The 25,547-nt window shown below is 38.6% G+C and carries 23 protein-coding genes, 2 tRNA genes and 3 rRNA genes; 9 read left to right on the top strand and 19 right to left on the bottom strand.

Going from position 1 to position 25,547, the window contains the following annotated elements; all coding sequences use genetic code 11:
• Positions 1–13 precede the first annotated feature (13 nt).
• Genes LS68_RS09650 through panD form a run of 7 tightly spaced genes read right to left on the bottom strand, consistent with a single transcriptional unit; the run spans position 14 to position 4,243 of the window.
• Positions 14–163, bottom strand: a complete 150-nt coding sequence (locus LS68_RS09650) for a hypothetical protein (RefSeq protein WP_199741464.1) — start codon at positions 161–163, stop codon at positions 14–16.
• Positions 164–829 (bottom strand): ThiF family adenylyltransferase, encoded by a 666-nt coding sequence (locus LS68_RS03000; RefSeq protein WP_034371696.1) that lies wholly within the window; start codon positions 827–829, stop codon positions 164–166.
• Position 830: 1 nt separating this feature from the next.
• The gene (gene surE / locus LS68_RS03005; RefSeq protein ID WP_034371693.1) at positions 831–1,631 is read right to left on the bottom strand and encodes a 5'/3'-nucleotidase SurE; all 801 of its coding nucleotides are present in this window, start codon (positions 1,629–1,631) and stop codon (positions 831–833) included.
• Positions 1,628–2,509, bottom strand: coding sequence for a polyprenyl synthetase family protein (locus LS68_RS03010; protein WP_034371690.1), 882 nt, complete (start codon positions 2,507–2,509; stop codon positions 1,628–1,630). Before LS68_RS03010 ends, surE begins: the two co-directional genes overlap by 4 nt.
• Before the next feature lie 9 nt (positions 2,510–2,518).
• Complete coding sequence (locus tag LS68_RS03015) at positions 2,519–3,571, bottom strand: PDZ domain-containing protein (protein ID WP_138090886.1); 1,053 nt, start codon at positions 3,569–3,571, stop codon at positions 2,519–2,521.
• A complete protein-coding gene (locus LS68_RS03020; protein ID WP_034371682.1) occupies positions 3,564–3,878 on the bottom strand; it encodes a YbaB/EbfC family nucleoid-associated protein in 315 nt (104 codons plus the stop codon). The genes LS68_RS03015 and LS68_RS03020 overlap by 8 nt, the downstream gene beginning before the upstream one ends.
• A 2-nt stretch (positions 3,879–3,880) precedes the next feature.
• Entirely contained in the window at positions 3,881–4,243 is a 363-nt protein-coding gene (gene panD / locus LS68_RS03025) for an aspartate 1-decarboxylase (protein ID WP_034371680.1), read from the bottom strand.
• A gap of 911 nt (positions 4,244–5,154) precedes the next feature.
• On the opposite strand from panD, the gene LS68_RS03030 reads away from it, so the two are divergent.
• The 5 genes from LS68_RS03030 (at position 5,155) to rrf (ending at position 10,563) form a co-directional block, all read left to right on the top strand.
• Positions 5,155–6,648: ribosomal RNA gene (locus tag LS68_RS03030) — 16S ribosomal RNA — on the top strand.
• Between the two features lie 131 nt (positions 6,649–6,779).
• Positions 6,780–6,856, top strand: a tRNA-Ile gene (locus LS68_RS03035).
• Between the two features lie 11 nt (positions 6,857–6,867).
• Positions 6,868–6,943, top strand: a tRNA-Ala gene (locus LS68_RS03040).
• A 408-nt stretch (positions 6,944–7,351) separates the two neighbouring features.
• Positions 7,352–10,233 (top strand): 23S ribosomal RNA (locus tag LS68_RS03045).
• Between the two features lie 214 nt (positions 10,234–10,447).
• A 5S ribosomal RNA gene (gene rrf / locus LS68_RS03050) occupies positions 10,448–10,563 on the top strand.
• The 16S, 23S and 5S rRNA genes sit together here with 2 tRNA genes alongside, the layout of an rRNA operon.
• Positions 10,564–10,882: 319 nt before the next feature.
• Here the strand turns inward: rrf and LS68_RS03055 are convergent.
• The 8 genes from LS68_RS03055 to LS68_RS03090 form a co-directional block, all read right to left on the bottom strand.
• Complete coding sequence (locus LS68_RS03055; RefSeq protein WP_034369698.1) at positions 10,883–11,371, bottom strand: hypothetical protein; 489 nt, start codon at positions 11,369–11,371, stop codon at positions 10,883–10,885.
• 144 nt (positions 11,372–11,515) lie between these two features.
• Positions 11,516–12,529 carry an FkbM family methyltransferase gene (locus tag LS68_RS03060; RefSeq protein ID WP_138090889.1) on the bottom strand — a complete coding sequence of 338 codons (1,014 nt, stop codon included), beginning with the start codon at positions 12,527–12,529 and terminating at the stop codon, positions 11,516–11,518.
• A complete protein-coding gene (locus LS68_RS03065; protein ID WP_138090892.1) occupies positions 12,474–12,686 on the bottom strand; it encodes a hypothetical protein in 213 nt (70 codons plus the stop codon). The genes LS68_RS03060 and LS68_RS03065 overlap by 56 nt, the downstream gene beginning before the upstream one ends.
• Before the next feature lie 65 nt (positions 12,687–12,751).
• On the bottom strand, positions 12,752–13,837 hold the full coding sequence (locus tag LS68_RS03070) for a DegT/DnrJ/EryC1/StrS family aminotransferase (protein WP_138090894.1): 1,086 nt from the start codon (positions 13,835–13,837) through the stop codon (positions 12,752–12,754).
• Positions 13,834–14,208, bottom strand: coding sequence for a hypothetical protein (locus LS68_RS03075; RefSeq protein WP_052100199.1), 375 nt, complete (start codon positions 14,206–14,208; stop codon positions 13,834–13,836). Before LS68_RS03075 ends, LS68_RS03070 begins: the two co-directional genes overlap by 4 nt.
• A gap of 28 nt (positions 14,209–14,236) precedes the next feature.
• Positions 14,237–14,800 carry a hypothetical protein gene (locus tag LS68_RS03080; RefSeq protein ID WP_052100201.1) on the bottom strand — a complete coding sequence of 188 codons (564 nt, stop codon included), beginning with the start codon at positions 14,798–14,800 and terminating at the stop codon, positions 14,237–14,239.
• Positions 14,801–14,820: 20 nt separating this feature from the next.
• Positions 14,821–15,915: a glycosyltransferase family A protein gene (locus tag LS68_RS03085; RefSeq protein ID WP_034370070.1), complete on the bottom strand. Its 1,095-nt coding sequence runs from the start codon at positions 15,913–15,915 to the stop codon at positions 14,821–14,823.
• Positions 15,912–16,925 carry a glycosyltransferase gene (locus LS68_RS03090; protein WP_034370073.1) on the bottom strand — a complete coding sequence of 338 codons (1,014 nt, stop codon included), beginning with the start codon at positions 16,923–16,925 and terminating at the stop codon, positions 15,912–15,914. The genes LS68_RS03085 and LS68_RS03090 overlap by 4 nt, the downstream gene beginning before the upstream one ends.
• 151 nt (positions 16,926–17,076) lie before the next feature.
• Between LS68_RS03090 and ispD the strand changes: the two genes are divergently transcribed.
• From ispD to LS68_RS03105, 4 genes are read left to right on the top strand one after another with little or no spacing between them, the layout of a single operon-like run.
• The gene (ispD, locus tag LS68_RS09655; RefSeq protein ID WP_199741465.1) at positions 17,077–17,901 is read left to right on the top strand and encodes a 2-C-methyl-D-erythritol 4-phosphate cytidylyltransferase; all 825 of its coding nucleotides are present in this window, start codon (positions 17,077–17,079) and stop codon (positions 17,899–17,901) included.
• On the top strand, positions 17,861–18,433 hold the full coding sequence (locus LS68_RS09755; protein WP_241993676.1) for an SDR family oxidoreductase: 573 nt from the start codon (positions 17,861–17,863) through the stop codon (positions 18,431–18,433). The genes ispD and LS68_RS09755 overlap by 41 nt, the downstream gene beginning before the upstream one ends.
• 1 nt (position 18,434) lies before the next feature.
• On the top strand, positions 18,435–19,748 hold the full coding sequence (locus tag LS68_RS03100; protein WP_138090898.1) for a CDP-glycerol glycerophosphotransferase family protein: 1,314 nt from the start codon (positions 18,435–18,437) through the stop codon (positions 19,746–19,748).
• A 25-nt stretch (positions 19,749–19,773) separates the two neighbouring features.
• Entirely contained in the window at positions 19,774–20,718 is a 945-nt protein-coding gene (locus LS68_RS03105; RefSeq protein ID WP_034369161.1) for a LicD family protein, read from the top strand.
• A 42-nt stretch (positions 20,719–20,760) separates the two neighbouring features.
• Here LS68_RS03105 and eutH read toward each other — a convergent pair whose 3' ends face one another.
• From eutH to LS68_RS03125, 4 genes are read right to left on the bottom strand one after another with little or no spacing between them, the layout of a single operon-like run.
• Entirely contained in the window at positions 20,761–21,930 is a 1,170-nt protein-coding gene (gene eutH, locus LS68_RS03110; protein WP_052100097.1) for an ethanolamine utilization protein EutH, read from the bottom strand.
• A gap of 24 nt (positions 21,931–21,954) precedes the next feature.
• On the bottom strand, positions 21,955–23,010 hold the full coding sequence (locus LS68_RS03115; protein ID WP_034369164.1) for an asparagine synthase C-terminal domain-containing protein: 1,056 nt from the start codon (positions 23,008–23,010) through the stop codon (positions 21,955–21,957).
• On the bottom strand, positions 23,007–24,473 hold the full coding sequence (locus LS68_RS03120) for an asparagine synthase C-terminal domain-containing protein (RefSeq protein WP_158621813.1): 1,467 nt from the start codon (positions 24,471–24,473) through the stop codon (positions 23,007–23,009). Before LS68_RS03120 ends, LS68_RS03115 begins: the two co-directional genes overlap by 4 nt.
• 38 nt (positions 24,474–24,511) lie before the next feature.
• Entirely contained in the window at positions 24,512–25,540 is a 1,029-nt protein-coding gene (locus LS68_RS03125) for a radical SAM protein (protein WP_138090904.1), read from the bottom strand.
• Between the last annotated feature and the right edge of the window lie 7 nt (positions 25,541–25,547).

Consider the following 25,547-nt stretch of genomic DNA (forward strand, 5'->3'; position numbering starts at 1 on the left):
GCATATTCAAGCCTTATTCGTCATCGTATTCGCTGTCAGGATTCTGATAGTCATCATCGTCATATCCTCCATAAGATGAGTAGTCATCTTCTTCTTCGTAGTCTTCGTAATCATCGTTGTTTAGTTCTTGTTCGTCATCATTGTAATCGTAATCTTCTTGCATTTATATCTCCTTAAGTATATCTTGTATAATTTCACTTGCAATAGTTAGTCCAAAACTTGCTGTAACAGCACTGAAACTCCCTAATTCCTTACATTTTGGCACTTCCGGGCTAAAAACGACCTTAAAAGGTTTTTTGATTCCCGCTTTTTTTAAGCCATCGCGAAATTTTCGCGCAAATTTATCGCCATAACTTTTCCACACACTATCGACTTTGATGCACAAAGGATCAAGTTTTTTGGCACTTCCTGTGGCAACAATGTATTTTCCCATAGGCTTTGTGCTAGCGCGTCTAGCAATATGGATTTTTGCATCTATATCGTCTATGGCATCGACAATATAGTCAAATGTAAGAATATCAAAAGATTCTAAAAATAAAGGTGTAATAGAATCAGCAATAGGTGTAATGCCCGGATAAAGCTTTGAGAGGACTTGCACTTTTGATTCACCGATGTGTTCAGCTCCGATTTGGCGATTCTGATTGGTAACATCAAAATGATCCTTATCGACAATCGTTATTTGTGTCAAACCACTGCGATAAAGGCAATCCACGACAAAACTCCCCACACCGCCTACACCCATTATGAGTGCGGTTTTACTTTTGATGCGCTCAAAGTTTTCGCCAAAAAGCATACGGCTACGCGTGTAGCGATCAATCACAGAATCCATCTTATGCGTCAATCCATTGTGCTAAAGACGCACAATCTTCATAGCTTGTCATGTCAAGTTTTATGGGAGTTATTGAAATATATCCGTCATGTGTCGCAAGAAAATCCGAGCCTTCAAAAGGTGTACCAATGCGTTCTTGCCAACGCAATGGGTGTAATCCTAGCCAATAGTATTCTATCCCGCGTGGGTTGCGGTGCAAATGTGCGTCATCGCCGTAGATTCTGTATCCCATTTGTGTGATTTTGAATCCTTTACACGCATCAGTGGGGATATGGGGAATATTGACATTGAGAAATTTTCGTCCTTTGAGTGGGTATCCTTTCTCAAAGATTGATTGCACAAGGATTCTAATACTTTGCTTAGCAAGGGAAAAGTCAAAGTGTTCGGAGCGATTTTTATCGCTCATTATCTGTGAAATAGCTATAGAAGGGATACCTTGAATGCAGCCCTCCATTGCTCCTGCTGCTGTGCCAGAGTAGGTAATATCTTCGCCCATATTAGAGCCGAGATTGATGCCAGAAATGATTAAATCAGGCTTATAGTCGCCTTTGTAAAGGGCATTAAGCGCAAGATAGACGCAATCACTCGGTGTGCCATCTTCAAGCTTGTAAAAATCATCATCAATGCGCACAAAACTCAATGGTCGCGTGAGTGTGAGCCCATGTCCGCAGGCTGATTTTTCGCTTGCAGGGGCGACAATGAGAATCTGTGCAATATCTTTCAGTGCGTCCCTTAATGCAAGAATCCCGCTTGATTCAAAGCCATCGTCATTGGTCAGTAAAATATTTTTCTTTGGTTTCATTCAATATCCTTAAAATAATCCTGTAAAAGTGCGTTGAGATTTGTTTGGATTGCAAGAGGGAAGGATTCTAATGCACGTGTAATATCTTGCCGCATAGTTTGGAAAGTCTTTTGTGCATCTTGTAATCCTAAAAGATTGACATAGCTGTTTTTATCTGTGTCATTGTGCGTTGTTTTACCTGCTTGCGCACTTGTCGAGCATACATCAATAATATCATCACGCAATTGAAAAAAGACACCTAGATGAATGCCAAACTGATAGAGAGTTTCTTGAAATTGAGAATCTGTATCGGCGATAATCGCGCCACTTTGGAGAGATGCAGCAATGAGTTTGGCAGTTTTGTTTGTGTGGATTGTTTTGAGTTGCTCTAAGGAAAGCTTAGTGTCTTCAAATGCGCAGTCAAGCACTTGCCCCAGCACCATACCACCAATCCCTGCATTATGAGAAAGTGTTTCTATGAGAGCGATTTTTGTGTGCGGATCAAGCTTTGATTGAGCAAGTAAGGTAAAAGCGTGGGTGTTAAGTCCATCACCGATAAGCAAGGCAAGCGTTTCGTCATATTTGGTATGCAGAGTAGGGTGTCCTCGCCTTAAAGAGGCATTATCCATACAAGGCAGGTCATCATGGATAAGTGAATAAGTGTGGATACATTCAATACTTAGGGCAGGTAAAAACGCATTTTTGATGAGATGTGGAGAGAGTGCATCGACAATACAAAAGAGCAGAGCGGGACGAAAACGCTTACCACCATTAAGCATCATCTCCCATAAAGCTGTTTCATAATGCGTATGAAAACTTGGCACATTAGGGGCTTGGTCGGTTAGGAATGTTTCAAATTGTTGTAAAATTTCTTGAATCCTTGAAGATGTTTGAGACATTGTAAATCCTTAAAGTTTGACGAAGATTTCAAGCTGATCACGCACGATGAGTAACTGCATCTTGCCATCGTAAGTATCATCGTATGGTGTTTGGCTAAGCAAAAATTTTAGTCGGTTAAAACGTTGCGCGACACTTTGCGTTGCAGGTGTGATGATGGGTTGTTTATTAATCCATAAGATTCTATCCCCTTCCCGAAGAATGCTAAAACGTCCAGCAGTAGCGGGATTGATCTTTTGTATAACCATTTCATCATCAATATATATACCAAAACGTTCTAAAAATGTTTCATTCAGTAAAAATCCTCCATGCCGTTGCGCGACTTTGGCTTGCAAGGTCAATGTCTTGCCTTGTCGTTTGATGAGAACTTTTGCGATAGAATCTTTTTTGAGATTGCTTATTATCCATTCAAGGTCGTAGCTTGATTGGATTTTTGTGCCATTGACGGAGAGAATCTCATCTTGGATTCTGAAAGGATTGTTAGGAAAAAAGGGATCGACCGCATCGACTATTGCTTTTTTGGGGTTGGGTAAAAAGCGAATGCCTAAATCCCCGTAATAAGGAGTTTTTTGATTGAGGAAGCGATCAATATATTTTTTCTCGATAAAACGATTCCCGCCTATGCCGATACCATAAATTTGATAACAAATATTGCCTAGCACGCTGTTTTGTTGCACAGGAGCAGAAAAAGTTGCATAATCAACAAAACCATTTTGTCGTTTGGTAATATGTCCTTGTTGAGGTTTGTTGCGTGAGATAAAGGCGAGATTCTTATCAGTGAGTGTGCGTGCATCAAGAGAGAGAAGATTATAGCTTTGTTTTGTGTGTGGGGCTTCTATCAAGTAAAGCCCGACAAAAGGGTCAGCCTTGATGATTTTGACATTTTTAGGAGTCGAGGGAGAATACATAATATGAATCTGTTTTTTATTGTGTTCGATACTTATTGTGTTGCTTGAGCCAACAGGTGTGCTTGCAGCATTAAAATACTTTATACAATGAGAATAGTCGTATGCAAAAATAGGTGTAGCGCATAATAATATCCAAAAAATAGAGAATCTAAGCATTATTGCTCCCGCCGAAGAGATTGAGATTGCCTAGCATACTAAGTGCTGTTGATTGACGATTTTGCTCAAGATTCTTGTAAAGATCATTGATTGCGCTCATAAGTAGAATCTGTAAAGATTCTTTATCCTCCAAAAGGCTATCGTCAATACTAATATCGATTAATTCGCCATTGCCATTGCAACTGACACTGACTAATCCTCCGCCACTTTTGGCAGTCAGTGTAGTTTGTTTGTTTTGATTTTCCATATTTTTGAAAGTATCTTGCATATTATTAAGCATTTCCCCAAATTGTTTCGGATCAAACATTTTCATACCTCGTGTGTAATAGATAAAATAGCATTATGAGAATCTACTTGGACAATAGTCGGTGTATAGGATTCTAATTCATCTTGATGATAAAGTCCATAGGCGACAATAATAATAATATCGCCGACTTGAGCTTTTCTAGCAGCCGCACCATTGAGGCAAATTTCACCTTTTTTTTCACCATAAATGACATAAGTGCTGAAACGCTCACCATTATTGATATTGAGAATCTCCACTTTCATACCAGCCAAAAGATTTGCGCTTTGAGCAAGTGAGCGTTCAATGGTAATTGAACCGACATAATTGAGATTTGCATCACTGACTGTGGCGCGGTGAATTTTTGAGTATAGCATTTCTACTTGCATTGCAACTCCTTCAATATAAGATTCTTAAATTTATGAAAGCTTAGTAAGCTGTCTTTGTGATTTTGATAATATTATAATACAAATCTCTAATGTTTAAATTCTAACATAAAACTTTTTAAAATATTTAATCTTTTTGAGGTGTATCGAGATTTCTTCGAGAAGTAATTTATTGGGTAGATTCTCTAGTAGGAGTGCGGTGTTTATTGATTGATCAAAATAAAGATATATTATTTAAATTGTTTTGTGATTAATAAAAATAATTTAAATTCCCTCTACTCCTAAGCCCACTTTAAGCTTAAAGTATGTATTATTTCACTCCCTTACCGATTGAGCTTCTAGTCTCTCTTTTAGGTTTATCTGTATTATTACATAGGGATTGTTCCTTATCTTGAGGATTAAAGATAAGACAAGTTAATAGTTTTGTCTTCATCATTAAAGTCAAATATGGACAAACAGCTATGATATGTTAAAGATTATACTTAAAAATGTGTTTTAGAAGTGCATAAGTTTGGATTGTTCTTTATATCAGAGTAATATGGTGAAACCTTGAGTATAAATTGAACTCTTAAGGGTTATGCTTAATTATTTTGGTGTATGATCTTTGACATCTAAGCAAGAACATTAAGTTGATTTATCAATACTTGATATTCATAATTGATAAATTTTTAAAGACTTAATTTCTTAGTAATATTAAATATACAACTCAAATATAACTTTGAGCAGATTCTGAAACTATGATAAATGATACTTGATATTCTTTGTCATACAGAATCTACTCTAGTCTTTGTGATATATGAGATACACTAAGAGATAGGACAAATTCACTAAAGCTATAAATCAAGATAGAGTTTCTAAGATTTTCATCTTGAAATTATATATTGAGAATAGCAAGAGAAGTAAAACTTCTCATTTTTATGGAGAGTTTGATCCTGGCTCAGAGTGAACGCTGGCGGCGTGCCTAATACATGCAAGTCGAACGATGAAGCTCTAGCTTGCTAGAGTGGATTAGTGGCGCACGGGTGAGTAACGCATAGATAACATGCCCTTTAGTCTAGGATAGCCACTGGAAACGGTGATTAATACTGGATACTCCTTACGAGGGAAAGAATTTCGCTAAAGGATTGGTCTATGTCCTATCAGCTTGTTGGTGAGGTAATGGCTTACCAAGGCTATGACGGGTATCCGGCCTGAGAGGGTGAACGGACACACTGGAACTGAGACACGGTCCAGACTCCTACGGGAGGCAGCAGTAGGGAATATTGCTCAATGGGCGAAAGCCTGAAGCAGCAACGCCGCGTGGAGGATGAAGGTTTTCGGATTGTAAACTCCTTTTGTTAGAGAAGATAATGACGGTATCTAACGAATAAGCACCGGCTAACTCCGTGCCAGCAGCCGCGGTAATACGGAGGGTGCAAGCGTTACTCGGAATCACTGGGCGTAAAGAGTGCGTAGGCGGGGTTGCAAGTCAGATGTGAAAGGCTATGGCTTAACCATAGAACTGCATTTGAAACTGCAACTCTCGAGTATGGGAGAGGTAGGTGGAATTCTTGGTGTAGGGGTAAAATCCGTAGAGATCAAGAGGAATACTCATTGCGAAGGCGACCTACTGGAACATCACTGACGCTGATGCACGAAAGCGTGGGGAGCAAACAGGATTAGATACCCTGGTAGTCCACGCCCTAAACGATGAATGCTAGTTGTTGCCCTGCTTGTCAGGGCAGTAATGCAGCTAACGCATTAAGCATTCCGCCTGGGGAGTACGGTCGCAAGATTAAAACTCAAAGGAATAGACGGGGACCCGCACAAGCGGTGGAGCATGTGGTTTAATTCGAAGATACGCGAAGAACCTTACCTAGGCTTGACATTGATAGAATCTGCTAGAGATAGCGGAGTGCCCTTCGGGGAGCTTGAAAACAGGTGCTGCACGGCTGTCGTCAGCTCGTGTCGTGAGATGTTGGGTTAAGTCCCGCAACGAGCGCAACCCTCGTCCTTAGTTGCTAGCAGCTCGGCTGAGCACTCTAAGGAGACTGCCTTCGTAAGGAGGAGGAAGGTGAGGACGACGTCAAGTCATCATGGCCCTTACGCCTAGGGCTACACACGTGCTACAATGGGGTGCACAAAGAGACGCAATACCGCGAGGTGGAGCAAATCTTTAAAACATCTCTCAGTTCGGATTGTAGTCTGCAACTCGACTACATGAAGCTGGAATCGCTAGTAATCGCAAATCAGCCATGTTGCGGTGAATACGTTCCCGGGTCTTGTACTCACCGCCCGTCACACCATGGGAGTTGTATTCGCCTTAAGTCGGAATGCCAAACTGGCTACCGCCCACGGCGGATGCAGCGACTGGGGTGAAGTCGTAACAAGGTAACCGTAGGTGAACCTGCGGTTGGATCACCTCCTTTCTAGAGATTTTATCAGTATATTCATTTATGCTGATACAGATTAGAGATAGAGAGTAGAGATAAACACTTAATGAAATTGCTTAGTTTTCAGAGATCACCCAAGATAGCAGCTTAATTACAAGAGACTTTAGGGGCTTATAGCTCAGGTGGTTAGAGCGCACCCCTGATAAGGGTGAGGTCGGAGGTTCAAGTCCTCCTAAGCCCACCATCTTTTAGAATGGGGAATTAGCTCAGCTGGGAGAGCGCCTGCTTTGCACGCAGGAGGTCAGCGGTTCGATCCCGCTATTCTCCACCACTTTTGAGTTGATGAAGTTGTATGGAAGGTTTTTACATTTATAAGACTCTATAAAGTATTCAAGGATTAAAGTGATATGATGTCTTGATTCTGAAAGCAGTGTTTAGGCAGAATCTTTTTCTTTTTTCATATTGAGATTCGTTGATTTGAAAATAAAAGTCTGTATATGCAAAGAAGAAGTAGTATTTAGAGGATAAATAATATAAGCTTTAGTATTGAAGAATACGCACACAGCATTAAGTTTAATGTAAATTTTATCGATACAGAAAGATTTACATTAGACTTTATGTCTAAATGTTATTTGAAAATTTATTGTTAATAGCCTACAAAAATAGTAATTAACTACAATTACGCGATAGTGTTTTATTGTTTGTAATCATACATTCAATAAGGCAGTAACCTTAGAAGAAATAAGCTTTTAAGGGCAGATGGTGGATGCCTTGGGTGATAGAGGCGATGAAGGACGTACTAGACTGCGATAAGCTACGGGGAGCTGTCAAGAAGCTTTGATCCGTAGATTTCCGAATGGGGCAACCCAATGCGTAGCAATGCGCATTACCTTTAATGGAGCGAACCTAGCGAAGTGAAACATCTCAGTAGCTAGAGGAAAAGAAATCAAATGAGATTCCCTAAGTAGCGGCGAGCGAACGGGGAACAGGGCAAACCAGTAGCTTGCTACTGGGGTTGTGGACTGCAATATCCACTTGAATAATGAAGCAGAAGTATTTGGAAAGATACATCACAGAGGGTGATAGTCCCGTATGCGAAACATTATTTATAGGTAGCAGTATCCAGAGTAGGTCAGGACACGTGAAATCCGGACTGAAGCAGGGGAGACCACTCTCCAACCCTAAATACTACTATCACACCGATAGCGAACAAGTACCGTGAGGGAAAGGTGAAAAGAACCGCAGTGAGCGGAGTGAAATAGAACCTGAAACCATCTGCCTACAATCATTCAGAGCCCTATTGTTTACAAGGGTGATGGACTGCCTTTTGCATAATGATCCTGCGAGTTGTGGTATCTGGCAAGGTTAAGCACATGCGAAGCCGTAGCGAAAGCGAGTCTGAAAGGGCGTTAAGTCAGATGCTGCAGACCCGAAGCGAAGTGATCTATCCATGGCCAAGTTGAAAGTGGGGTAACACCCACCGGAGGACTGAACTCGTGCCCATTGAAACGGGCTGGGATGAGCTGTGGATAGGGGTGAAAGGCCAAACAAACTTCGTGATAGCTGGTTCTCTTCGAAATATATTTAGGTATAGCCTCAAGTGATAGTCATAGGGGGTAGAGCTCTGATTGGGCTAGGGCTGCTCACCGCGGTACCAACCCCTGTCAAACTGCGAATACCTATGACCGTATCTTGGGAGTCAGGCGGTGGGTGATAAAATCAATCGTCAAGAGGGAAACAACCCAGACTACCAACTAAGGTCCCAAAGTTCTATTCTAAGTGGAAAATGATGTGGAGTTACTCAGACAACCAGGAGGTTGGCTTAGAAGCAGCCATCCTTTAAAGAAAGCGTAACAGCTCACTGGTCTAGTGATTCTGCGCAGAAAATATAACGGGGCTAAGATAGACACCGAAGTTGTAGATTGTGCTGATGCACAGTGGTAGAAGAGCGTTCGTATTGCGTTGAAGGTATACCGGTAAGGAGTGCTGGAGCGATGCGAAGTGAGCATGCAGGAATGAGTAGCGATAAAAGTGGTGAGAATCCACTTCGCCGAAAATCTAAGGTTTCCTACGCGATGCTCGTCATCGTAGGGTTAGTCGGGTCCTAAGACAAGTCCGAAAGGGGTAGTCGATGGAAAATGGGTTAATATTCCCATACCAATGCAAGTGTGCGATGGAAGGACGCATAGGGCTAAATGGTGTTAGCGGATGGAAGTGCTAATTTAAGAGTGTAGATTGGAGGATTGGCAAATCCGCCTCTGTATTCGAAACTCCAATAGCTTCAAGCGAGCTTCGGCTCAATTGGAGTACCATTGATGCCGTCGTGCCAAGAAAAGTTTCTAAGTTTAGCTTGCATTGCCCGTACCGCAAACCGACACAGGTAGATGAGATGAGTATTCTAAGGCGCGTGAAAGAACTCTGGTTAAGGAACTCTGCAAACTAGCACCGTAAGTTCGCGATAAGGTGTGCCTACGCAAGTAGGTCTCAGCAAAGAGTCCCTCCCGACTGTTTACCAAAAACACAGCACTTTGCAAACTCGTAAGAGGAAGTATAAGGTGTGACGCCTGCCCGGTGCTCGAAGGTTAAGAGGATAAGTTAGTAGCAATACGAAGCTTTGAATTGAAGCCCGAGTAAACGGCGGCCGTAACTATAACGGTCCTAAGGTAGCGAAATTCCTTGTCGGTTAAATACCGACCTGCATGAATGGCGTAACGAGATGGGAGCTGTCTCAACCAGGGATTCAGTGAAATTGTAGTGGAGGTGAAAATTCCTCCTACCCGCGGCAAGACGGAAAGACCCCGTGGACCTTTACTACAGCTTGGCACTGCCGATGGGAACATTATGCGCAGGATAGGTGGGAGGCTTTGAAATCTTCACTCCGGTGGAGATGGAGCCATCGTTGAGATACCACCCTTAATGTTTCTGTCTGCTAACTGGCTCGAGTTATCCTCGAGCAGGACAATGCCTGGTGGGTAGTTTGACTGGGGCGGTCGCCTCCTAAAAAGTAACGGAGGCTTACAAAGGTTGGCTCAAGATGGTTGGAAATCATCTGTAGAGTGTAATGGCATAAGCCAGCCTGACTGCAAGACAAACAAGTCAAGCAGAGACGAAAGTCGGTCATAGTGATCCGGTGATTCTGTGTGGAAGGGTCATCGCTCAAAGGATAAAAGGTACCCCGGGGATAACAGGCTGATCTCCCCCAAGAGCTCACATCGACGGGGAGGTTTGGCACCTCGATGTCGGCTCATCGCATCCTGGGGCTGGAGCAGGTCCCAAGGGTATGGCTGTTCGCCATTTAAAGCGGTACGCGAGCTGGGTTCAGAACGTCGTGAGACAGTTCGGTCCCTATCTGCCGTGGGCGTAGGATTGTTGAGGAGAGCTGTCCCTAGTACGAGAGGACCGGGATGGACATGCCACTGGTGTACCAGTTGTTCTGCCAAGAGCATCGCTGGGTAGCTACGCATGGATGTGATAACCGCTGAAAGCATCTAAGCGGGAAGCCAACTCCAAGATGAACAATCCCCGAAGGTCGCAGCAAGACTAGCTGCTTGATAGGGTAGATGTGTAAGCATAGTAATGTGTTTAGCTGACTACTACTAATAGACCGTTTGGCTTATTTTTTAAGGATTACTGCCTTATTGAGTGTATGGATAAAATTCTTTATTAAGAGTATCTGTATCAAGAGAAAGATAAAATATCTGCAGTGATTGTGGTTTTACTACTTTACAAGGCTTTTAACACAATGATCATGACATTTTATGAAAAATGGAAATAAGAGCAAATACTTGTTTATAAAAATAGATAAATGTATAAAAATTGCTTTTATTTCCCTTTTTCTTGTGTCTATAGAGAGAAGGCAACACCCAGCTCCATTCCGAACCTGGCAGTTAAGCTTCTCTTCGCCGATGATACTGCACTTTTCAAGTGTGGGAATGTAGGTCGATGCAGGGATAGGGGAAATTCCTCTTAAGTCTTTCTGGTATTCTTTCAATGTTTAATTGAATCTAATAATTATTTTATGCTTCTTTTAGGGCTTTAATGTAACTATACATTTTAGCATTGTTCCAATGATATTAACCATACTCGTATTCTTGTATGTATGATGGTAAGATTCTAAAGAGATATGCTAAATAGAGAATCTACAATCAATGCAATAGTTTAATTAATGAGGGTTGATTGGTATTTTGAATGATGAGATAAAAGTATTTATATTAACCTTAAGACTTAATGGGTAACTATACAAATAAGAGTCTGTAGAATATCATTCATTTTACTCAATGCTTAACATTTGTTTGTCGAAGAGTTCAAGCCGTTTGTTGAGTAAATCGCAAATGTCTATTTGGTCGCAAATCAAGCTACTATTCAATGTCTTTGGGAATCTACCATCGAGAAAATGGACATTGATAATCTTCACACCTGAAATTTTCATTATAGTGAAGATTTCGATTTCCTCAAAGGGATATACCACCCAATGTCTGAAGCAATAACGACTTTCTACGCGATCTTTGTAGATTCTCAATATGGGTTTATGTAATAAACAAAGTATCATAATATAAAGACTGATTAATAGAGCTGTGGTAGATCCTAATACACAGATTCCAAGCAATATGCGATCAAAATTTGTTTGAGCCTTGTTGAAAAAAAGCCAAATGCTCCCAACGACAAAAGCCACACTTAGGACAAGTATAATTAGGCTTTGGAGACAACTCGGACAGATGCTGATTTGCTCTTCATTTATTTTGTCTGCATTCTCACTCATTACCAAATCCTTACCTAAAATCAGACATATTTTACATCATATTTTGTCTAAATGTCTTTCTACTCTCTGAATCAATACTTTATTATATACAATTAGCCTTTGAAGCAAATAAAGGACTTAGTCTCTTTGGTTAGCCGTGCAAGGCTAATCTAACACCTCGCAAAAAAGTGCGCACTCCCGACTGATGTATTCATCAATAGGCTTATAAATTTTAAATTGATAGCCGAGATTCCATGATTCGATCATTGGCTTGATATACAAAAAATGCTCGGGATTATGATAAATGCTAATAAGCATTGCGGGTTTTTGCTCTTTAATCGTCTTTTCCGCACCCTTTAAAAACTCTAGCTCAAAGCCTTCAATATCGACTTTAATAAAACCTACTTCAAGATTATGCTCTTTTATATAAGAATCTAAAGTGATAATTTCCACTTCTTCTGTTTGCGTTGCATTTCTTTGAGATATAAGGCTAGATCCGCCTCCATAAAGGTGGATTGTCATTGTTGAATGGGTAGAGCCTAAAGCCTTTTGGACAGGAATAATGGATTTTGTGTGATTAAGCTCTAAGGTTTTTAAGAGATGTTTAAAGTTTGTCGCTGTTGCCTCAAAAGTATGAATATTTTTGTATGTAAATTCTTGAAAAATAATTGCACTATCACCGATAAAACCACCCACATCGATAATGTCTTTTGTTTTGATTTTTTCAAGTGTTTTGGGGTCAAATATTTCAAGACTATGCTTGTAGTAGAATATTGCTTCAAATTGTTTGATAGGGAGAAAGTAGCCTTTGTATTGATAAATATCATCAGTAAGTTGTGTGATATGGGGAATAAAGTCTATTTGGAGATTTTTTAGTGTGTCAAGTTCTTCTTGCGTAAGATTAAAGATTGCATTATGTCCATTTTCGTATGATTCTCTTTCGCGAGAAATGATTTGATAAACGCATTCAGTGCTTTGAGGATCAAGATTTGAGACAAGTTTTTGAATGTCGTGAAATAATTTTTCTTGGTCGGTGTTTGCAAAATATTCTCCAAATTTGAATACGCTACCAAATAGGCAGGGAAGAGTTTGTCGAGTTTTGGTCGTTTTCCTTAGAAAGGTTTTATTGAAGATTCTGTATTCTTTTCTTATCCCCCCCCCCCGTATATGTGCCTTCATAGCTAAAATAATCTGAAGATGCAGGTAGTGATGCAATGATTTTTGAAAAAAGAGGAATGTGTAGAATCTTTAAAGTGTATTTGGTGCTAGAGGGAGTTTTATCTTCGATGAGAGCTGTTCCTAAGCATTTTTTAAGTGATGTTTTTAGAGATGGCATAAGCTGTCCTTTCGATTTTGATTGAATAACTAGCACTTTACCACTCTTAGGTTAATGTCAATATCTTAAAAGGCATTTAGAATCTTGATAACCTCTTGCACTTCTTTATCACTCATGACAGGACTCATTGGTAAAGAGAGGATTTCCTCGTGGATTCTCTCTGTGATAGGCAAAGAAAAATGATGATACATAGGATAGCATTCTTGCTTGTGTGGCGGGATAGGGTAGTGTATGAGTGTTTGGATTTGATGTTGGCTTAAAAACTCTTGGAGCTTTGTGCGATTTTTGGTAAGAATAGGGAAAATATGCCACACATTGCCTTTTTCATCGTCAATATGTGGGAGTGTGATTCGTGGATTTGTGATGTGTTGAGTATAGTATTTTGCGATTTCTTTGCGTCTTTGGTTATCTGCATCAAGGGCTTTTAGCTTGATGCGTAAGATTGCAGCTTGAATCTCATCAAGTCGTGAATTTAATCCCGCATAGATATTTTCGTATTTTTTGTGTGAGCCATAGTTTGCCAAAGCACGAATCTTATGGGCTAAATTTTCATCATTGGTCGTTACACAGCCTGCATCACCTAAAGCTCCAAGATTCTTTCCCGGATAAAATGAGAATCCGCTCGCATCGCCTAGATTCCCTGCTCTTTTGTCTTGATATATCGCACCATGTGCTTGTGCGCTATCTTCAATAACTTTGAGCTGATATTTTTGCGCAAGCTCCCAAACTTTGTGCATTTCTACCGCTCTACCATACAAATGTACGACCATAATCGCCTTAGTTTTGGGGGTGATATGAGATTCTATCTTTTCGACATCAATATTATAAGTCTCTAAATTAGGTTCGACAAGCACCGGCGTGCAACCATTATCAGTAATCGCTAAAATACTTGCGATATAAGTATTTGCTGGCGCGATGATTTCATCACCTGCACCAAAACCATAAGCTTTGATAATCAGCCTTAATGCGTCCAAACCATTAGCACAGCCTACAGCGTATTTGGTGCCGCAATAAGCCGCAAATTCGCGCTCAAATGCCTTGCCTTGCTCACCCATGACATACCAACCGCTTTCAAATACTGCTTTGATAGCATTTTCAAACTCTTTATCGAATCGTTGATTGATTTTTTTTAAATCAAGGAAAGGGATCATTGGGCAAGTCCTTTTTTGAGTAATTTTTTTCTTAGGTAATTATAGCAAGATAAATAGATTTTATATCGTAAATTTACTTTGTTTGGTGTTTCTTTTGGAGGAGGAGCAGTGCGGATTTCATTCCCACAGCTAAATAGGATCGCATTATCGAATTTAAACATCAAAGGATTATAGCGAGAGAGAATCCACCAAGGATTATAAAAAGACAAGAGTTTTCCCTTCATTCCCATAGAGCCTTGCGATCCAATGATATTTTTTGCATAAGTCATAAGATACAAATCCAAATACCCCTCACTAGGTTTGTGAAAGTCGCATATTGTAAAATCTTTATCCATCATCTGCGGCACTAAATATTTTCGCACCCAATCCATATCATCACTAAAGAGATAAAATTTCAGATTATCCCCCCCCCCCGTTAATGGATTCTATAAGTTTGATTGACTGTGTGAAGTATTGTATTTGAGGTGGGATTCCATAAGCAATATGCTCATTACTCAAATCGCCCCTGCGGATATGAATCACGCAACTATTGTTATTTTTGATTTCATCTAAAATCATCTTTGCTTTTTGTCCTAGTCCCGTGGGGGTGAAGTGCTTTTTTAATACCTCGCGGAATCTATAAGTGTGATGCCTCCCCTTGTATCCACCAATGTATAAAGGCGGAGTTTTATCAATGACATTATCATCATCAATAAAGTAATTTTCTCGGTATCTTCGCGATTCTTCTTTAGTGGCAACTTTATAGGGGAGATCGGGAAAAGCTTTGGGAATATCCCAAGTAATATCGTAGGCATCATTATAGCCATTGTCGGCATTGTAGAATCCTGTGCCATGTTTTTCAAACCAGCTTAAGTCATATTTGACTTCATAGCCTTTTTCTTCAAACGCCAATCCCAGCGTGAAAAAAGCAATTTGACTGCCGATTCCTCCATCGGGATAAATGATCACAGCGTTATCTTTCATTGTAGATTCTCCATATATTTCTATAAAGCATAAATAGCAAGACTGATTGTGGAGATTAATGATACGACACAAATACCAAGAGTAATATTAAATAGCTTTTTGTATTTCTTGTATTTAGCGCGTGTTTTATCATTATGAACGCACAATAAAGCTAATTGTAAATAGTCCTTAAAGACAAAATTATAAGTATCGTGGAGCTTTTGCGCTTTTTGTGGTGTGTTGTAAGAGTGCATAATCTGCCTGTATCCCCACGATTGTCTATCCCAATCTTGTGAATAAAGAGCCATTCTTCCTAAGAAAAAGGGAATCAATCCCTCCTTAGGCTCTACACCACTTTTTTGTATTTCTTCAGCAAAGATTTTTTTGAGTAGCTCTGTATCTGTGATATTCAAAAAAGTATCTAATAATGCACTAACTTCTAGCTGAACTCTTGTAAAAAAGACAGGAGTAGGGAAGCTGATATTTGTCGCATTTTCATCAAAGCGATACCAAATCAACGCTTCTTGAAGGACAAAAATATCTCCAGCTGCTAGAATCTTCGTGTGCATCTGTGTGTCTTGATGGACGCACATTGCATTATCAAGAGGATAGAGAATCTTAGCAAATTTTTCTCTACTCATTGACATTCCGGGCGAGGTAAGGCAATTGCCCGACATAAAGATTTGATGGAGCATTTCTTCTTGACTTCTGTTTTGATTTAACCAAACAAAAACCTGCTCTTTTTCATTGTTGGCATTATCTACCATAGTAAGTAAAGGATAAATTGCGATGGCTTGAGGATTTTTTTGATGCACATCATAAAGTCTCTCTAAGGCATTAGGCTTTAGCATATCATCACCCGCGATAAAGACGATGTATTCACCCTTTGCATTTTCAAAAGCCGTATTGATAGTGGCGTTTATACCCTTGTTGAATTCATGTTTGATGAGCTTGATTCGAGAATCTTGAAATTTTTTAATCTCTTCTATATTTCTATCACTTGAGCAGTCATCGACAAGGATAAGCTCAAAATCCCTAAAAGTCTGATTTAGGCAAGATTCTATAAGAAATTTTACATATTTTTCGTGATTAAAGGTCGGGGAGAGGATGGAAAATTTAGGCTTTTCTTCTGTCATAATAATCCTTTTTTTGCTAGTTTTTTGCCTATTTTGTGATAGAGTTTGAAATAGATTCTGTATTTGAGTTTGGCTTTTTTCAGTAATCTCGTTTGTATGTCGCATTTGCTTGATTCTAATATCTGGCTTGTCTCTTGGAGTTGATATATCGGCTCTAGGTTTAGCTCATTAAGCAGCATTTGGGTTTGTGAAATAATAGAGCGATGATAAAGGATATATGCCCTTTGCAGGAGTTCAGAATATGCCTTGTCAAAAAATAACCACATATCCTTATGAAAATTACAATTCATAATGTTTTGTTTGAGAGGGCTATTTGAAGTCCAAATCCCTGTGGTAGTCAGACGATACACGCTATCGACTTCATTTTGAAAATACCCTTTGCCTTTTTGCAAAGCACAAATATTCCTAAAAGAATCTCCACGGAAAGAAGCTTCTTTGGTTGGGGGCTCGAAGTTTGCCATTTTTTCTAAAAAGGTTGGCGTAAAGATATTACGAAATATACTGCTCGAAGTATGTCCAAGAATAAAACCTTTACCTTTTAGAAAATGCGAAAAATCATAGCTCATATTCTTTTTATCAGTTGCAATATACAATTGCCCCCCCCCCATTGTATTATTTTCATCTTTTAAAAGCGTATTGGCACAATACATCGTATAATCCCGATGAGATTCTAAAAAATCCAAAGCCTTTTGAATCTTGTGTTTGTCTGTCCAAAAATCATCAGGATCTAAGACACAAAAATAATCCGTCTTCAAATCTGCATAAGCCCTTAGGATATTTTTATAGAGTTTTTGGTTGGTTTGCGAGGGGAGAATCCTAATGATTTGGGGGTGTTTTGTTTGATACTCTTGTGCGATGATAAGGGAATTATCTGTAGAGCAATCATCGGCAATGACAATCTCATAGGGATAATTTGTCTCTTGCATCAAAACAGAATCTAAAGCTTCTCTGATATAAGATTCTCTATTATAGGTAGGCATAATAATCGTGAGTTTTCTTTGATTTTCCATAGTCGGGATTATAACACAAAAAATTGTAGATTTTATTAAGATTCAAATGAGTGTAATTGATATTAAGTGATTTTAATTTTGCAGAATCTTTAATAATTTTTTAGATATAATCAATGCTATTTTTTGATAACAAAATTTAAGAGAAGAACATATGAAGAATTATGCAATTATTTTAGCTAGTGGAGTGGGTAGTAGGTATGGGGGTTCTGTTCCGAAGCAATTTAGCAAGATTGCAGGGAAAAGTATCCTAGAGCATACGATTGAAGTCTTTGAAAAAGCCACGCAAATCAATGAAATTATTCTTGTGATTTTACCAGAATCTCGATTGTTGGTTGAAGAAATCTTACTCAAAAATCATTACAAAAAAATCACTAAAATCCTTAACGGTGGGGAGACAAGAAAGGAAAGTTCATATATAGGCGTGATGTCTATTGATGATGAAGAAGCAAATGTGTTGATTCATGATTGTGCTAGACCTTTTCTTTCTCAAGATGTCATATCAAGATGTATTCAAAGTTTGGACGCACACAACGCAATAGATGTTGCTATTCCTACTGCAGATACGATTATAGAGATTTCTTCTTTGGGATTTATCCATAATATTCCCAAAAGAGATACATTAATGCGTGGGCAAACTCCCCAGTGTTTTAAGCTTTCTTTGATTAAAAAAGCACATCAAATGGCGATTAATGATGATGATTTTACTGATGATTGTGGGCTTATTCTAAAATACAATTTGGGGGAAGTTTTTGTAGTAGAGGGTGAAAGTGAGAATATCAAAATCACTTACGCTCAAGATATTGTTTTAGCCGATAAACTTTTCCAAACTAAAACTATTTTCGCGCCTGAGACAGACCTTTCCAAACTTTCGTTGGGGGGGGGGGGTATTAGTCGTTTTTGGTGGCACGAGTGGAATAGGCAAATCCATTGTCGAAATCGCTCAAAGCTACCAAACTCGTGTCTTTGCTCTTTCTAGACGTAATGGCTGCGATGTTACTTCATTAGAATCTATACAAACTTCCTTAGCAAATATTTTTCAACAATATGGCAGAATTGATTATATTGTAAATTGTGCAGGGATACTTCATTTTGGTGCGTTAGCTAATCGTGATTATTGTGATATAAGGCATGAGATTGAAGTTAATTACTTCGGTTCTATTAATATCATCAAAGCAAGCCTCCCTTATTTGCTTCGCAATCCCAAGGGAGCAAGTATAGCACTTTTCACTTCAAGCTCTTACACGAGAGGGAGAGCTTTGTATTCGATATACTCTTCTACAAAAGCCGCTATTACAAATCTTGGACAAGCTTTAGCGGAAGAATTAAGCAACGAAAATATACGTGTTAATATTATAAACCCCGCTCGCACAGCTACTCCAATGAGAACTTCTAACTTCGGCAAAGAACCTGTGGAAAGTTTATTAGACCCTGACATAGTCGCTCAAACCACGCTTTATGCTTTATTGTCTGACTTAAGCGGGCAAGTGATTGATGTGAGGAAAAATTAATATGTCAAGTTTAAGAGGTTTGGGGTTTAGTAAAGATTCTTTCCTTCGGGTGAAATGGCGAAGACTTAGGCAAAAGAAAAAAGAGATTTTGTTAATAACCAAAATAAGACTAAGATACTATTGGATTACAAGAAAAACTACAATAAAAATCAAGCAGCTTCAATCAAAAGATACAATCAAAGTCGCCTTTTTGCAAATGTATGCGGGGGAGTGCCAGAATCATATACTTTTTGAAAAACTATTAGGCGATCAATGTTTTGAACCTTATTTTATTATAAATCCAGATATTTCAAGGAGTGATGAAAATTTTAGAGTGCAATATGAACGCGCCTATAATGAGATTGCTCTTAAATACGGAAAAGAGAGAGTCTTGCATGGGTATGATTTTGTCAGTCAAACTTTTTATGATTATGTTGATAGGTTTGATTTGATGACAACAGCTAATCCCTATGATAGTATGGCTCATCAATTTTTTAAGATAAAGTATTGGGTGAAAAAATCTATCCCTGTATTTTATATTAGCTACTTCTATATGGGACGATGTATAGTAACTATAGACAATTTAAAGCTAGAAACATCAAATTATTTTTGGAAATTTTTTGTAGAGAATCAGGGCGTGATTGCATTAGCTAAAAAATGTCAAGTAATCAAGGGTAAAAATATGATATTAAGCGGGTATCCAAAGATGGATTCTTTAGCAAGCATTCCTTCTTGTCCTCAAAAAAAGCGTAAGCTTATTATTATCGCTCCACACCATTCCATTTATGAGGCTCAATCAGCTATCGGTTCATTTCTCCAATACTATGATATTTTATGGCAATGTATGCAAACACATCACGATATAGATTTTGTGTTTAGACCTCACCCATTGCTTTATCAACAGCTTGCTAGAGATGATTTTTGGGGCGAGCAAAAGACGAAAGAATACTATGATAAAGTCTGTGCTTTGAATAATGTTACTTACTCTACGCAAGGTGATTATACTGAGCTTTTTGCTCAATCTGATGGGTTAATCCATGATTGTGGCTCTTTTATGGCTGAATACCTCTATACTGGAAAACCTTGTGCGTTTCTTTATAGGGATACATTGAATCCGCAAGAAGCTTGGACAGAATTTGGGCGAAAGTGTGTAGGGGTTCATTATCCTATACACAAGAGTGATGATATTGATTGGTTTATCCAAAATGTCATTATATCAGGTAATGATTCTAAAAAAGCCCAAAGAGAATCTTTTGCTCAAAATGAAGTGATGATTAATTATCCTCACGCGACACAGACGATTTATGAGCTTTTAAAACAAACATTCTCTAAGTAGAATCTATCAAAGTAAGGAGGGGGCTATGAATCTCATGCAAGCAGAACTTTTGCAAATCTCAAAAGCGTTTAAAAAGGCATGTGAAGAGCATCAATTGCGATATTTTATGATAGGGGGGACATTACTTGGAGCAGTGCGGCATCAAGGATTTATCCCATGGGACGATGATATGGATTTTGTAATGCCAAGGGCTGATTATGAGAAACTCATAGGGCTTTTTGAACAAGGGGATTTGGGATTAGAATCCCAATATAATCTGTGTTATATCAAACCCAATGATACTTATTATTTTCCGTTTATAAAACTTGAAGATATGAATACGACTTTAATTGACAAATACGAATCTCCCACAGCAAAAGTTATCAAATTCCCCTTTTGTAAGTGTGATGATAAAGAGCCTCGTGGAAATATTGTCTATCAAACAATGGGTGTAAATATTGATATATTTCCTCTTGATTATATGAAAGGCAATTATAAAGATCATCTTACACATTATGGCATTTTTCGTTTGATGATGCAGTTTCCACATTGTGATATTGCGCGTTTAAGTAGAGGTCTGCTAAAGAAGATTTTACTTAAAGGTATTAAGGCATTACCTAGAGAGTATGTGCTAAAGAAAGTGGGTCATACCATGAGATTTGGTCCTCAAAAAGATAGTGGCAAGTATCTCTCATATTGGTATGCAATTTGGGGTTATCGTGTGCATTTTGATAAAAAAGATTTTGAAGAAAGCGTGAGTTTAGCATTTGAAGATACTTCATTTCTAGCCCCTAAAAATTTTGACAGAATCTTAAAGCTAACATTTGGGGATTATATGTCTCTTCCTCCCGAAGAGGAGAGATTTACCCATGCTAATGATGATACGATTATAGACTTGAATTCACCTTATAAAGATGCAAAATACAAAGGTTTTCTTCATCCTCGCAATGACAAAAGGAACACCCAAACAGATTCTTTGTATCATTATTAGAGCCTTTAGCCTCGTGGCACACTAATATATAAAACTACAAATCTATCGATTGTTTGTCATAAAAAAACGAGTCAAGTAGATACTTAAAATCCCACCTACTATTTTTCCAACACTCACAGCCACAATCAAACTCGGTTGAAAATTTGCACTAAACGAGAGGTGGTCTCCAAGTAAGAATCCCCCACAAACGCTAAAAGCAATCACCTTGATTCTAATATCGCTTGCCATTTGTGCAAGCATTGGATAACCCACCAAAACATTACTCGAGCATGCCATGATTCCACTGATTAATGTAACATCGATTCTAAAATGCGTGAATAATTCTCGTTTAGATTCCAAAAAGAGATTAAGAAGATAACACATCACAAATGCACCAGAAAGCATTAAGCCGGTATAGCCCGCAATTTCTAGCGCGCGCACTTGGTCTGTTGAATCTGCAAAAACCGCATCAAAAGGAAAACCACCAAAATAATGGCTAAAAAATCCACTAAAATGTTCGATGAGAAATAATGCTAGAAAAACTTTGCACCACACATCAATTATATATCCAAATCCACGAAATATTTTAATCATTATCTCTCGTGCAAAATAAAGCCCCAAAGAGATAGCAAGGGAAAAAATAAAAAGTGGCAAGAGATTATAAAGCACAAAAAGTATATCCAAAGTGAGCATGTGTGTTCCGACACCTTGTGTAGAGATTGTCTCTCGTATAGACACAGGAGACAAAATAGCAATAAGACAGCTCACAAAAACACCAAAAGGAATACTTAGAAATCCTATCATAATCCCCAATGCAAAATCTTTATGCAGTGAAACATCTAAGATTCTCAAACCCACAGGAATACTAAAAACAATTGTTGCGCCCGACATATACCCAACAAACATTGCCATTGCCAAACCTTCATAGCTTTCACATACTTGCATAGCAACTTGATAACCACCCATATCTACCGCAAGTATGCTTGTAATAGCAAGGCTAGGTTCAAGAAGTGTGCTTTTATAAAATGGCACAATAAGCTTTTCAAGCATTCCTACAAGATGAGGAATAATTGCAAAAATTCCAGCGATTGCAACAAAGATATGCCCGATAGTATATAATCCATTGAGATATTGCGTTGCCAAAGGTGAATAGGGCTTAAAAATGGACGCAACACAACCAATAATGCTACAAAAAATCATGAGATATAAAATCATCTGTCCTAAGTGTTCCAAGATTATTCCTTATTTGTGTGTTTCTTAAGAATCAAAAAGATTTAAGAATGTTTCCAAACAAAAAAGTTGCCATTTTTGGTCTCCACTAAGTTCAAGATGTGAATCTTTGATAAACTCTTTGCGGCTTGGTCCTTTCCAATCTTTTAGCCAAAAATCGACTTCACGTGGCATTGGAATCTTGTTTGGGATAGGAAGTTCTGGATAACGTCTGGCAAAGAGTTCGCGAACGATATATTTAGAATCCCCGCTTCTTATTCGTTGCAAATCAAGCGGTGTTGCTAACTTTGCTTTTTGTGAAGGGTCGAGACAACCCATATTGTGTTTTTGAAAGATATGCCAATATGAAGTGCTGGATTCTATGGCAAAGATTTCATCAAGAAAGCGTAAAAAGTCAATCTTGTTTTGATTGATTCGATAGGGTTCAAAAACTTCACGCGTATCCACCCATTCTTTTAAAACAAGCTTGGGGTCTAAGAAAGTATAGAAATTGACAAACTCATCAAACTCCCAATCTTTAGAAAGAATCTTATCCATTCCACCAAACACCAAGTCAAAGCTTTCACCCAAACACATCGTTGTAATGCCTAGATTCTTTGCTTTGTCTAAAAGAATATCGATGAGAACCTCGATAGAATGAAATGGCACACCATCAAATTGGCAAATACTTGGTATGCGTCTTAGAATCTCGTCCCAATGCACCTCGACAATGATATGTTCTAGGTGATATGCCTTTGCATAAATTTGCGCTTGAATCGTTTCATCAATGCCCGATTCGGAACCAATACATTTGAGCGTAAAAGCCTTTGCACCTTTGGGGAGATAAGACGCAACAATTGCTGAATCCATTCCACCGCTTAGCATAACTCCTGTGGTGTTTGGGTTGAGATTTTTCATCTTATCGGCAATATAATAATCCAAATGTTCCACATCAGTAATCAAATCGCTTTGCCAATTGGGCTTAAAAACTTGATGGTGGAGATTTGGAAAAAAGTTTTTGTCCTCTCTTGCAATATAACGAAAGGCAAGATAATGACTCATGCAATAGATTTTATCGGCATGGTGTAATGTACAAGATTTCATTGTCGCTCCTTAGGTAAAATGGTATGAGTGAGAATTTGTAGTGTAGATAGAAAGAGAATCAAAAAGAGGAAAGAGCGAAAAAGAAAGGCGATAAGGCACGCAATTAAACTATTCTGCCCCCCCCCCCGCAGGCGATAAGAATCAAATACATTGATAAATGTATTCAGATTATACACCATAAATTTTTCCCATGCGTTGAGTGTGCTTAAGGAATTATCTTTAAAAATATGTGCATTAAGGTTTGGCATGATTGGAGATTGTTTATCCCACAATGCAAAAGGCACAGGAAAACCCTTTTTGACACGATAGATAATCGATTCTGGGAGATACGATTTAGCAATTTCTTTGAGCAAAAATTTTGCAATACAATGCGAATCGCTAAATGCCTTGTAATCACCCTTTAAAGAGCTGATGTGTTTTTGGGCATTTTCAACTTGCAAAATATGCAGCTTAAAATCAAAAGGTAAAGAATTGACAAAAGTAAGTAAAGCAGAATCTAAAAAGACAAATCCCTCTGCAAAACCATTATAACGCAAAGCATTCATACCGCGTTCAATCAGCCCGCGAGTATGAAGCATTTGAATAAAATATAACATCACATCTTGCAAATGATGTGGCAATGTATCTTGCTCAAAAAGAGGTGCAATCATTTCACAATCATCAACAAGATATTTTTCATGAACGAGCGAGCGGATTTTATCCATAGAAAAATAGCGATATTCTTGCAGAATATGCCGAAAAAATGATTGCTTATCATTTTGATAACTTAAATACATCGCAAGATTATGCGAATATCCACCAAACACATCATCAGCCCCTTCACCACAGAGTATAATATCGCAACAATCTTTGCGCGCTTTAGTTTCTGCGATTGCTAATGGAAGCTCGTTTGGGTGCAGTGGGGCAGCCTTTTGTTTGATAAGAGAAGGCAATAACGAGTTTGTTCCAAAATAATCATCAGCATTAAGAATCTGCTTAGAATGTTTGCTTGAAAAAAGTTTTGCAACTTCGTCAGAATATTCAAATTCATCATCACCATAAAACCCCATACTATAAGTATAAATGTCTCGATTTGGAAAGATTCTTTTGCACATTGCCACAAGTAAAGAGCTATCAAGCCCACCACTTAGCAATATTCCTATACGCGCTGCATTGCCAACTTTGGAATCTAGGGATTCTAATAAGAGATATTCGGCAATATCCACCGCCTTTTGCAAAGAGAGATTGCGTGTGCTAAAGGTTAAGTGATTGTTTGGAGATTTTGCAAAATCAACCTTACGAAAAAACCCTTCAAACATTGTATATTGCAAGATAGGATAGCGAAAAACAAAAAAGCTTGTAATGCCATATTTGCTATAATCACTAAATCCATTTTGCACAATAGCTTGCGATAAATCGTTAAATGGATTATCCAAAGATTGATAAAAAGTATTATGGATTCCAAAAAATGTTTGTGTGTCCAAAAGCATTCCTTGTCTTGAATTGATGTTAGCCATTGCATTCATGATTGGTTTGCATTGGCGATTGATTTAACCTCTTCAGGGGTGAGTTGCACACCCGGGGGTATGGTTTTACCACTTGTGCCATAGCAATAATAACAAGCCTCTATAGGGGCAGGGGATTCTAAAAACCTTTTCAGTGTGGGGAAATCAAAAGAAGGCAGATAATTTTTATTCATATCCCCCCCCCCGCTGCTATAATGAGCGTAAGTTTGTGCATTATAAGTTGCAAATGCTCTTTTAGCATTAGGACGCACAAGGATTCCATCGTTTGCACCTAGGCTAAAGCCTTGAACAAGGTGCGCAATAACACCTCTTGAGCATCGTGAGATAAAACCATTTTCCATACTTAAACAATATTTTCCAAAAATACATTCTTCAAAGATTTTTTGGACAACCTTATCTTTTAATCGTGTTAATTCTTTACCTCCGCAATCCCTCCATTGGCTATCCCCATGCGCATAGCGATGCGTATAGTGCGAAATATCGTGCGCAATAAGCACAGATTCTAGCTTTTGTGCACTTTTATAATTCACCTCTCCATAATCTGAAAGTCTCACAGCAATCTTGTTGCTTTGTTTGATAATAGCCAGCAGAGAATCTTTAGGGATAATCGTTGCGTTAGTCGCAATCGTAACTTGTTGAATGCGTGGATTATTCGCAATATATTCTAGAATCTGCAAGGCGTTCGGGTGGAGAAAAAACTCACCCCCTTGTATCCCTAAGTGTAAAATGCGGCATTCTTCTGTGATAGCTTGCAAGTCCTGACAAATTTCCTCATAGGGATAAAAAGGCATCGTCTTTGCAAGATAGGGAGAAAAGTTCGCACAATTCTTACACTTAAGACTGCAATTTTGCCCGGTAATAAGAACGAGATTCGAAAGCTCATTGAGATAGGCTCTTGACAAAGGCATTTTTGAGTGTTGATGGTAAGAATTGAAAAATATTCGCAGCAATGTGAGCGCATATCTTTTGCATCTTTTTTTGAATCTTTGGCATTCTTTGTAAGCTTTTTGTAATACATTTGGCATAAGTATC

Source organism: Helicobacter sp. MIT 05-5293 (assembly GCF_000765665.2).
Taxonomy (GTDB): Bacteria; Campylobacterota; Campylobacteria; order Campylobacterales; family Helicobacteraceae; genus Helicobacter_C.

What these genes read in the sequence shown, in the direction of transcription:
- LS68_RS09650 (WP_199741464.1), bottom strand. Translation starts at nt 163, where the DNA reads ATGCAAGAAGATTACGATTACAATGATGACGAACAAGAACTAAACAAC.
- LS68_RS03000 (WP_034371696.1), bottom strand. Translation starts at nt 829, where the DNA reads ATGGATTCTGTGATTGATCGCTACACGCGTAGCCGTATGCTTTTTGGC.
- surE (WP_034371693.1), bottom strand. Translation starts at nt 1,631, where the DNA reads ATGAAACCAAAGAAAAATATTTTACTGACCAATGACGATGGCTTTGAA.
- LS68_RS03010 (WP_034371690.1), bottom strand. Translation starts at nt 2,509, where the DNA reads ATGTCTCAAACATCTTCAAGGATTCAAGAAATTTTACAACAATTTGAA.
- LS68_RS03015 (WP_138090886.1), bottom strand. Translation starts at nt 3,571, where the DNA reads ATGCTTAGATTCTCTATTTTTTGGATATTATTATGCGCTACACCTATT.
- LS68_RS03020 (WP_034371682.1), bottom strand. Translation starts at nt 3,878, where the DNA reads ATGTTTGATCCGAAACAATTTGGGGAAATGCTTAATAATATGCAAGAT.
- panD (WP_034371680.1), bottom strand. Translation starts at nt 4,243, where the DNA reads ATGCAAGTAGAAATGCTATACTCAAAAATTCACCGCGCCACAGTCAGT.
- LS68_RS03055 (WP_034369698.1), bottom strand. Translation starts at nt 11,371, where the DNA reads ATGAGTGAGAATGCAGACAAAATAAATGAAGAGCAAATCAGCATCTGT.
- LS68_RS03060 (WP_138090889.1), bottom strand. Translation starts at nt 12,529, where the DNA reads ATGAAGGCACATATACGGGGGGGGGGGATAAGAAAAGAATACAGAATC.
- LS68_RS03065 (WP_138090892.1), bottom strand. Translation starts at nt 12,686, where the DNA reads ATGCCATCTCTAAAAACATCACTTAAAAAATGCTTAGGAACAGCTCTC.
- LS68_RS03070 (WP_138090894.1), bottom strand. Translation starts at nt 13,837, where the DNA reads ATGATCCCTTTCCTTGATTTAAAAAAAATCAATCAACGATTCGATAAA.
- LS68_RS03075 (WP_052100199.1), bottom strand. Translation starts at nt 14,208, where the DNA reads ATGGATTGGGTGCGAAAATATTTAGTGCCGCAGATGATGGATAAAGAT.
- LS68_RS03080 (WP_052100201.1), bottom strand. Translation starts at nt 14,800, where the DNA reads ATGAAAGATAACGCTGTGATCATTTATCCCGATGGAGGAATCGGCAGT.
- LS68_RS03085 (WP_034370070.1), bottom strand. Translation starts at nt 15,915, where the DNA reads ATGACAGAAGAAAAGCCTAAATTTTCCATCCTCTCCCCGACCTTTAAT.
- LS68_RS03090 (WP_034370073.1), bottom strand. Translation starts at nt 16,925, where the DNA reads ATGGAAAATCAAAGAAAACTCACGATTATTATGCCTACCTATAATAGA.
- ispD (WP_199741465.1), top strand. Translation starts at nt 17,077, where the DNA reads ATGAAGAATTATGCAATTATTTTAGCTAGTGGAGTGGGTAGTAGGTAT.
- LS68_RS03100 (WP_138090898.1), top strand. Translation starts at nt 18,435, where the DNA reads ATGTCAAGTTTAAGAGGTTTGGGGTTTAGTAAAGATTCTTTCCTTCGG.
- LS68_RS03105 (WP_034369161.1), top strand. Translation starts at nt 19,774, where the DNA reads ATGAATCTCATGCAAGCAGAACTTTTGCAAATCTCAAAAGCGTTTAAA.
- LS68_RS03115 (WP_034369164.1), bottom strand. Translation starts at nt 23,010, where the DNA reads ATGAAATCTTGTACATTACACCATGCCGATAAAATCTATTGCATGAGT.
- LS68_RS03125 (WP_138090904.1), bottom strand. Translation starts at nt 25,540, where the DNA reads ATGCCAAATGTATTACAAAAAGCTTACAAAGAATGCCAAAGATTCAAA.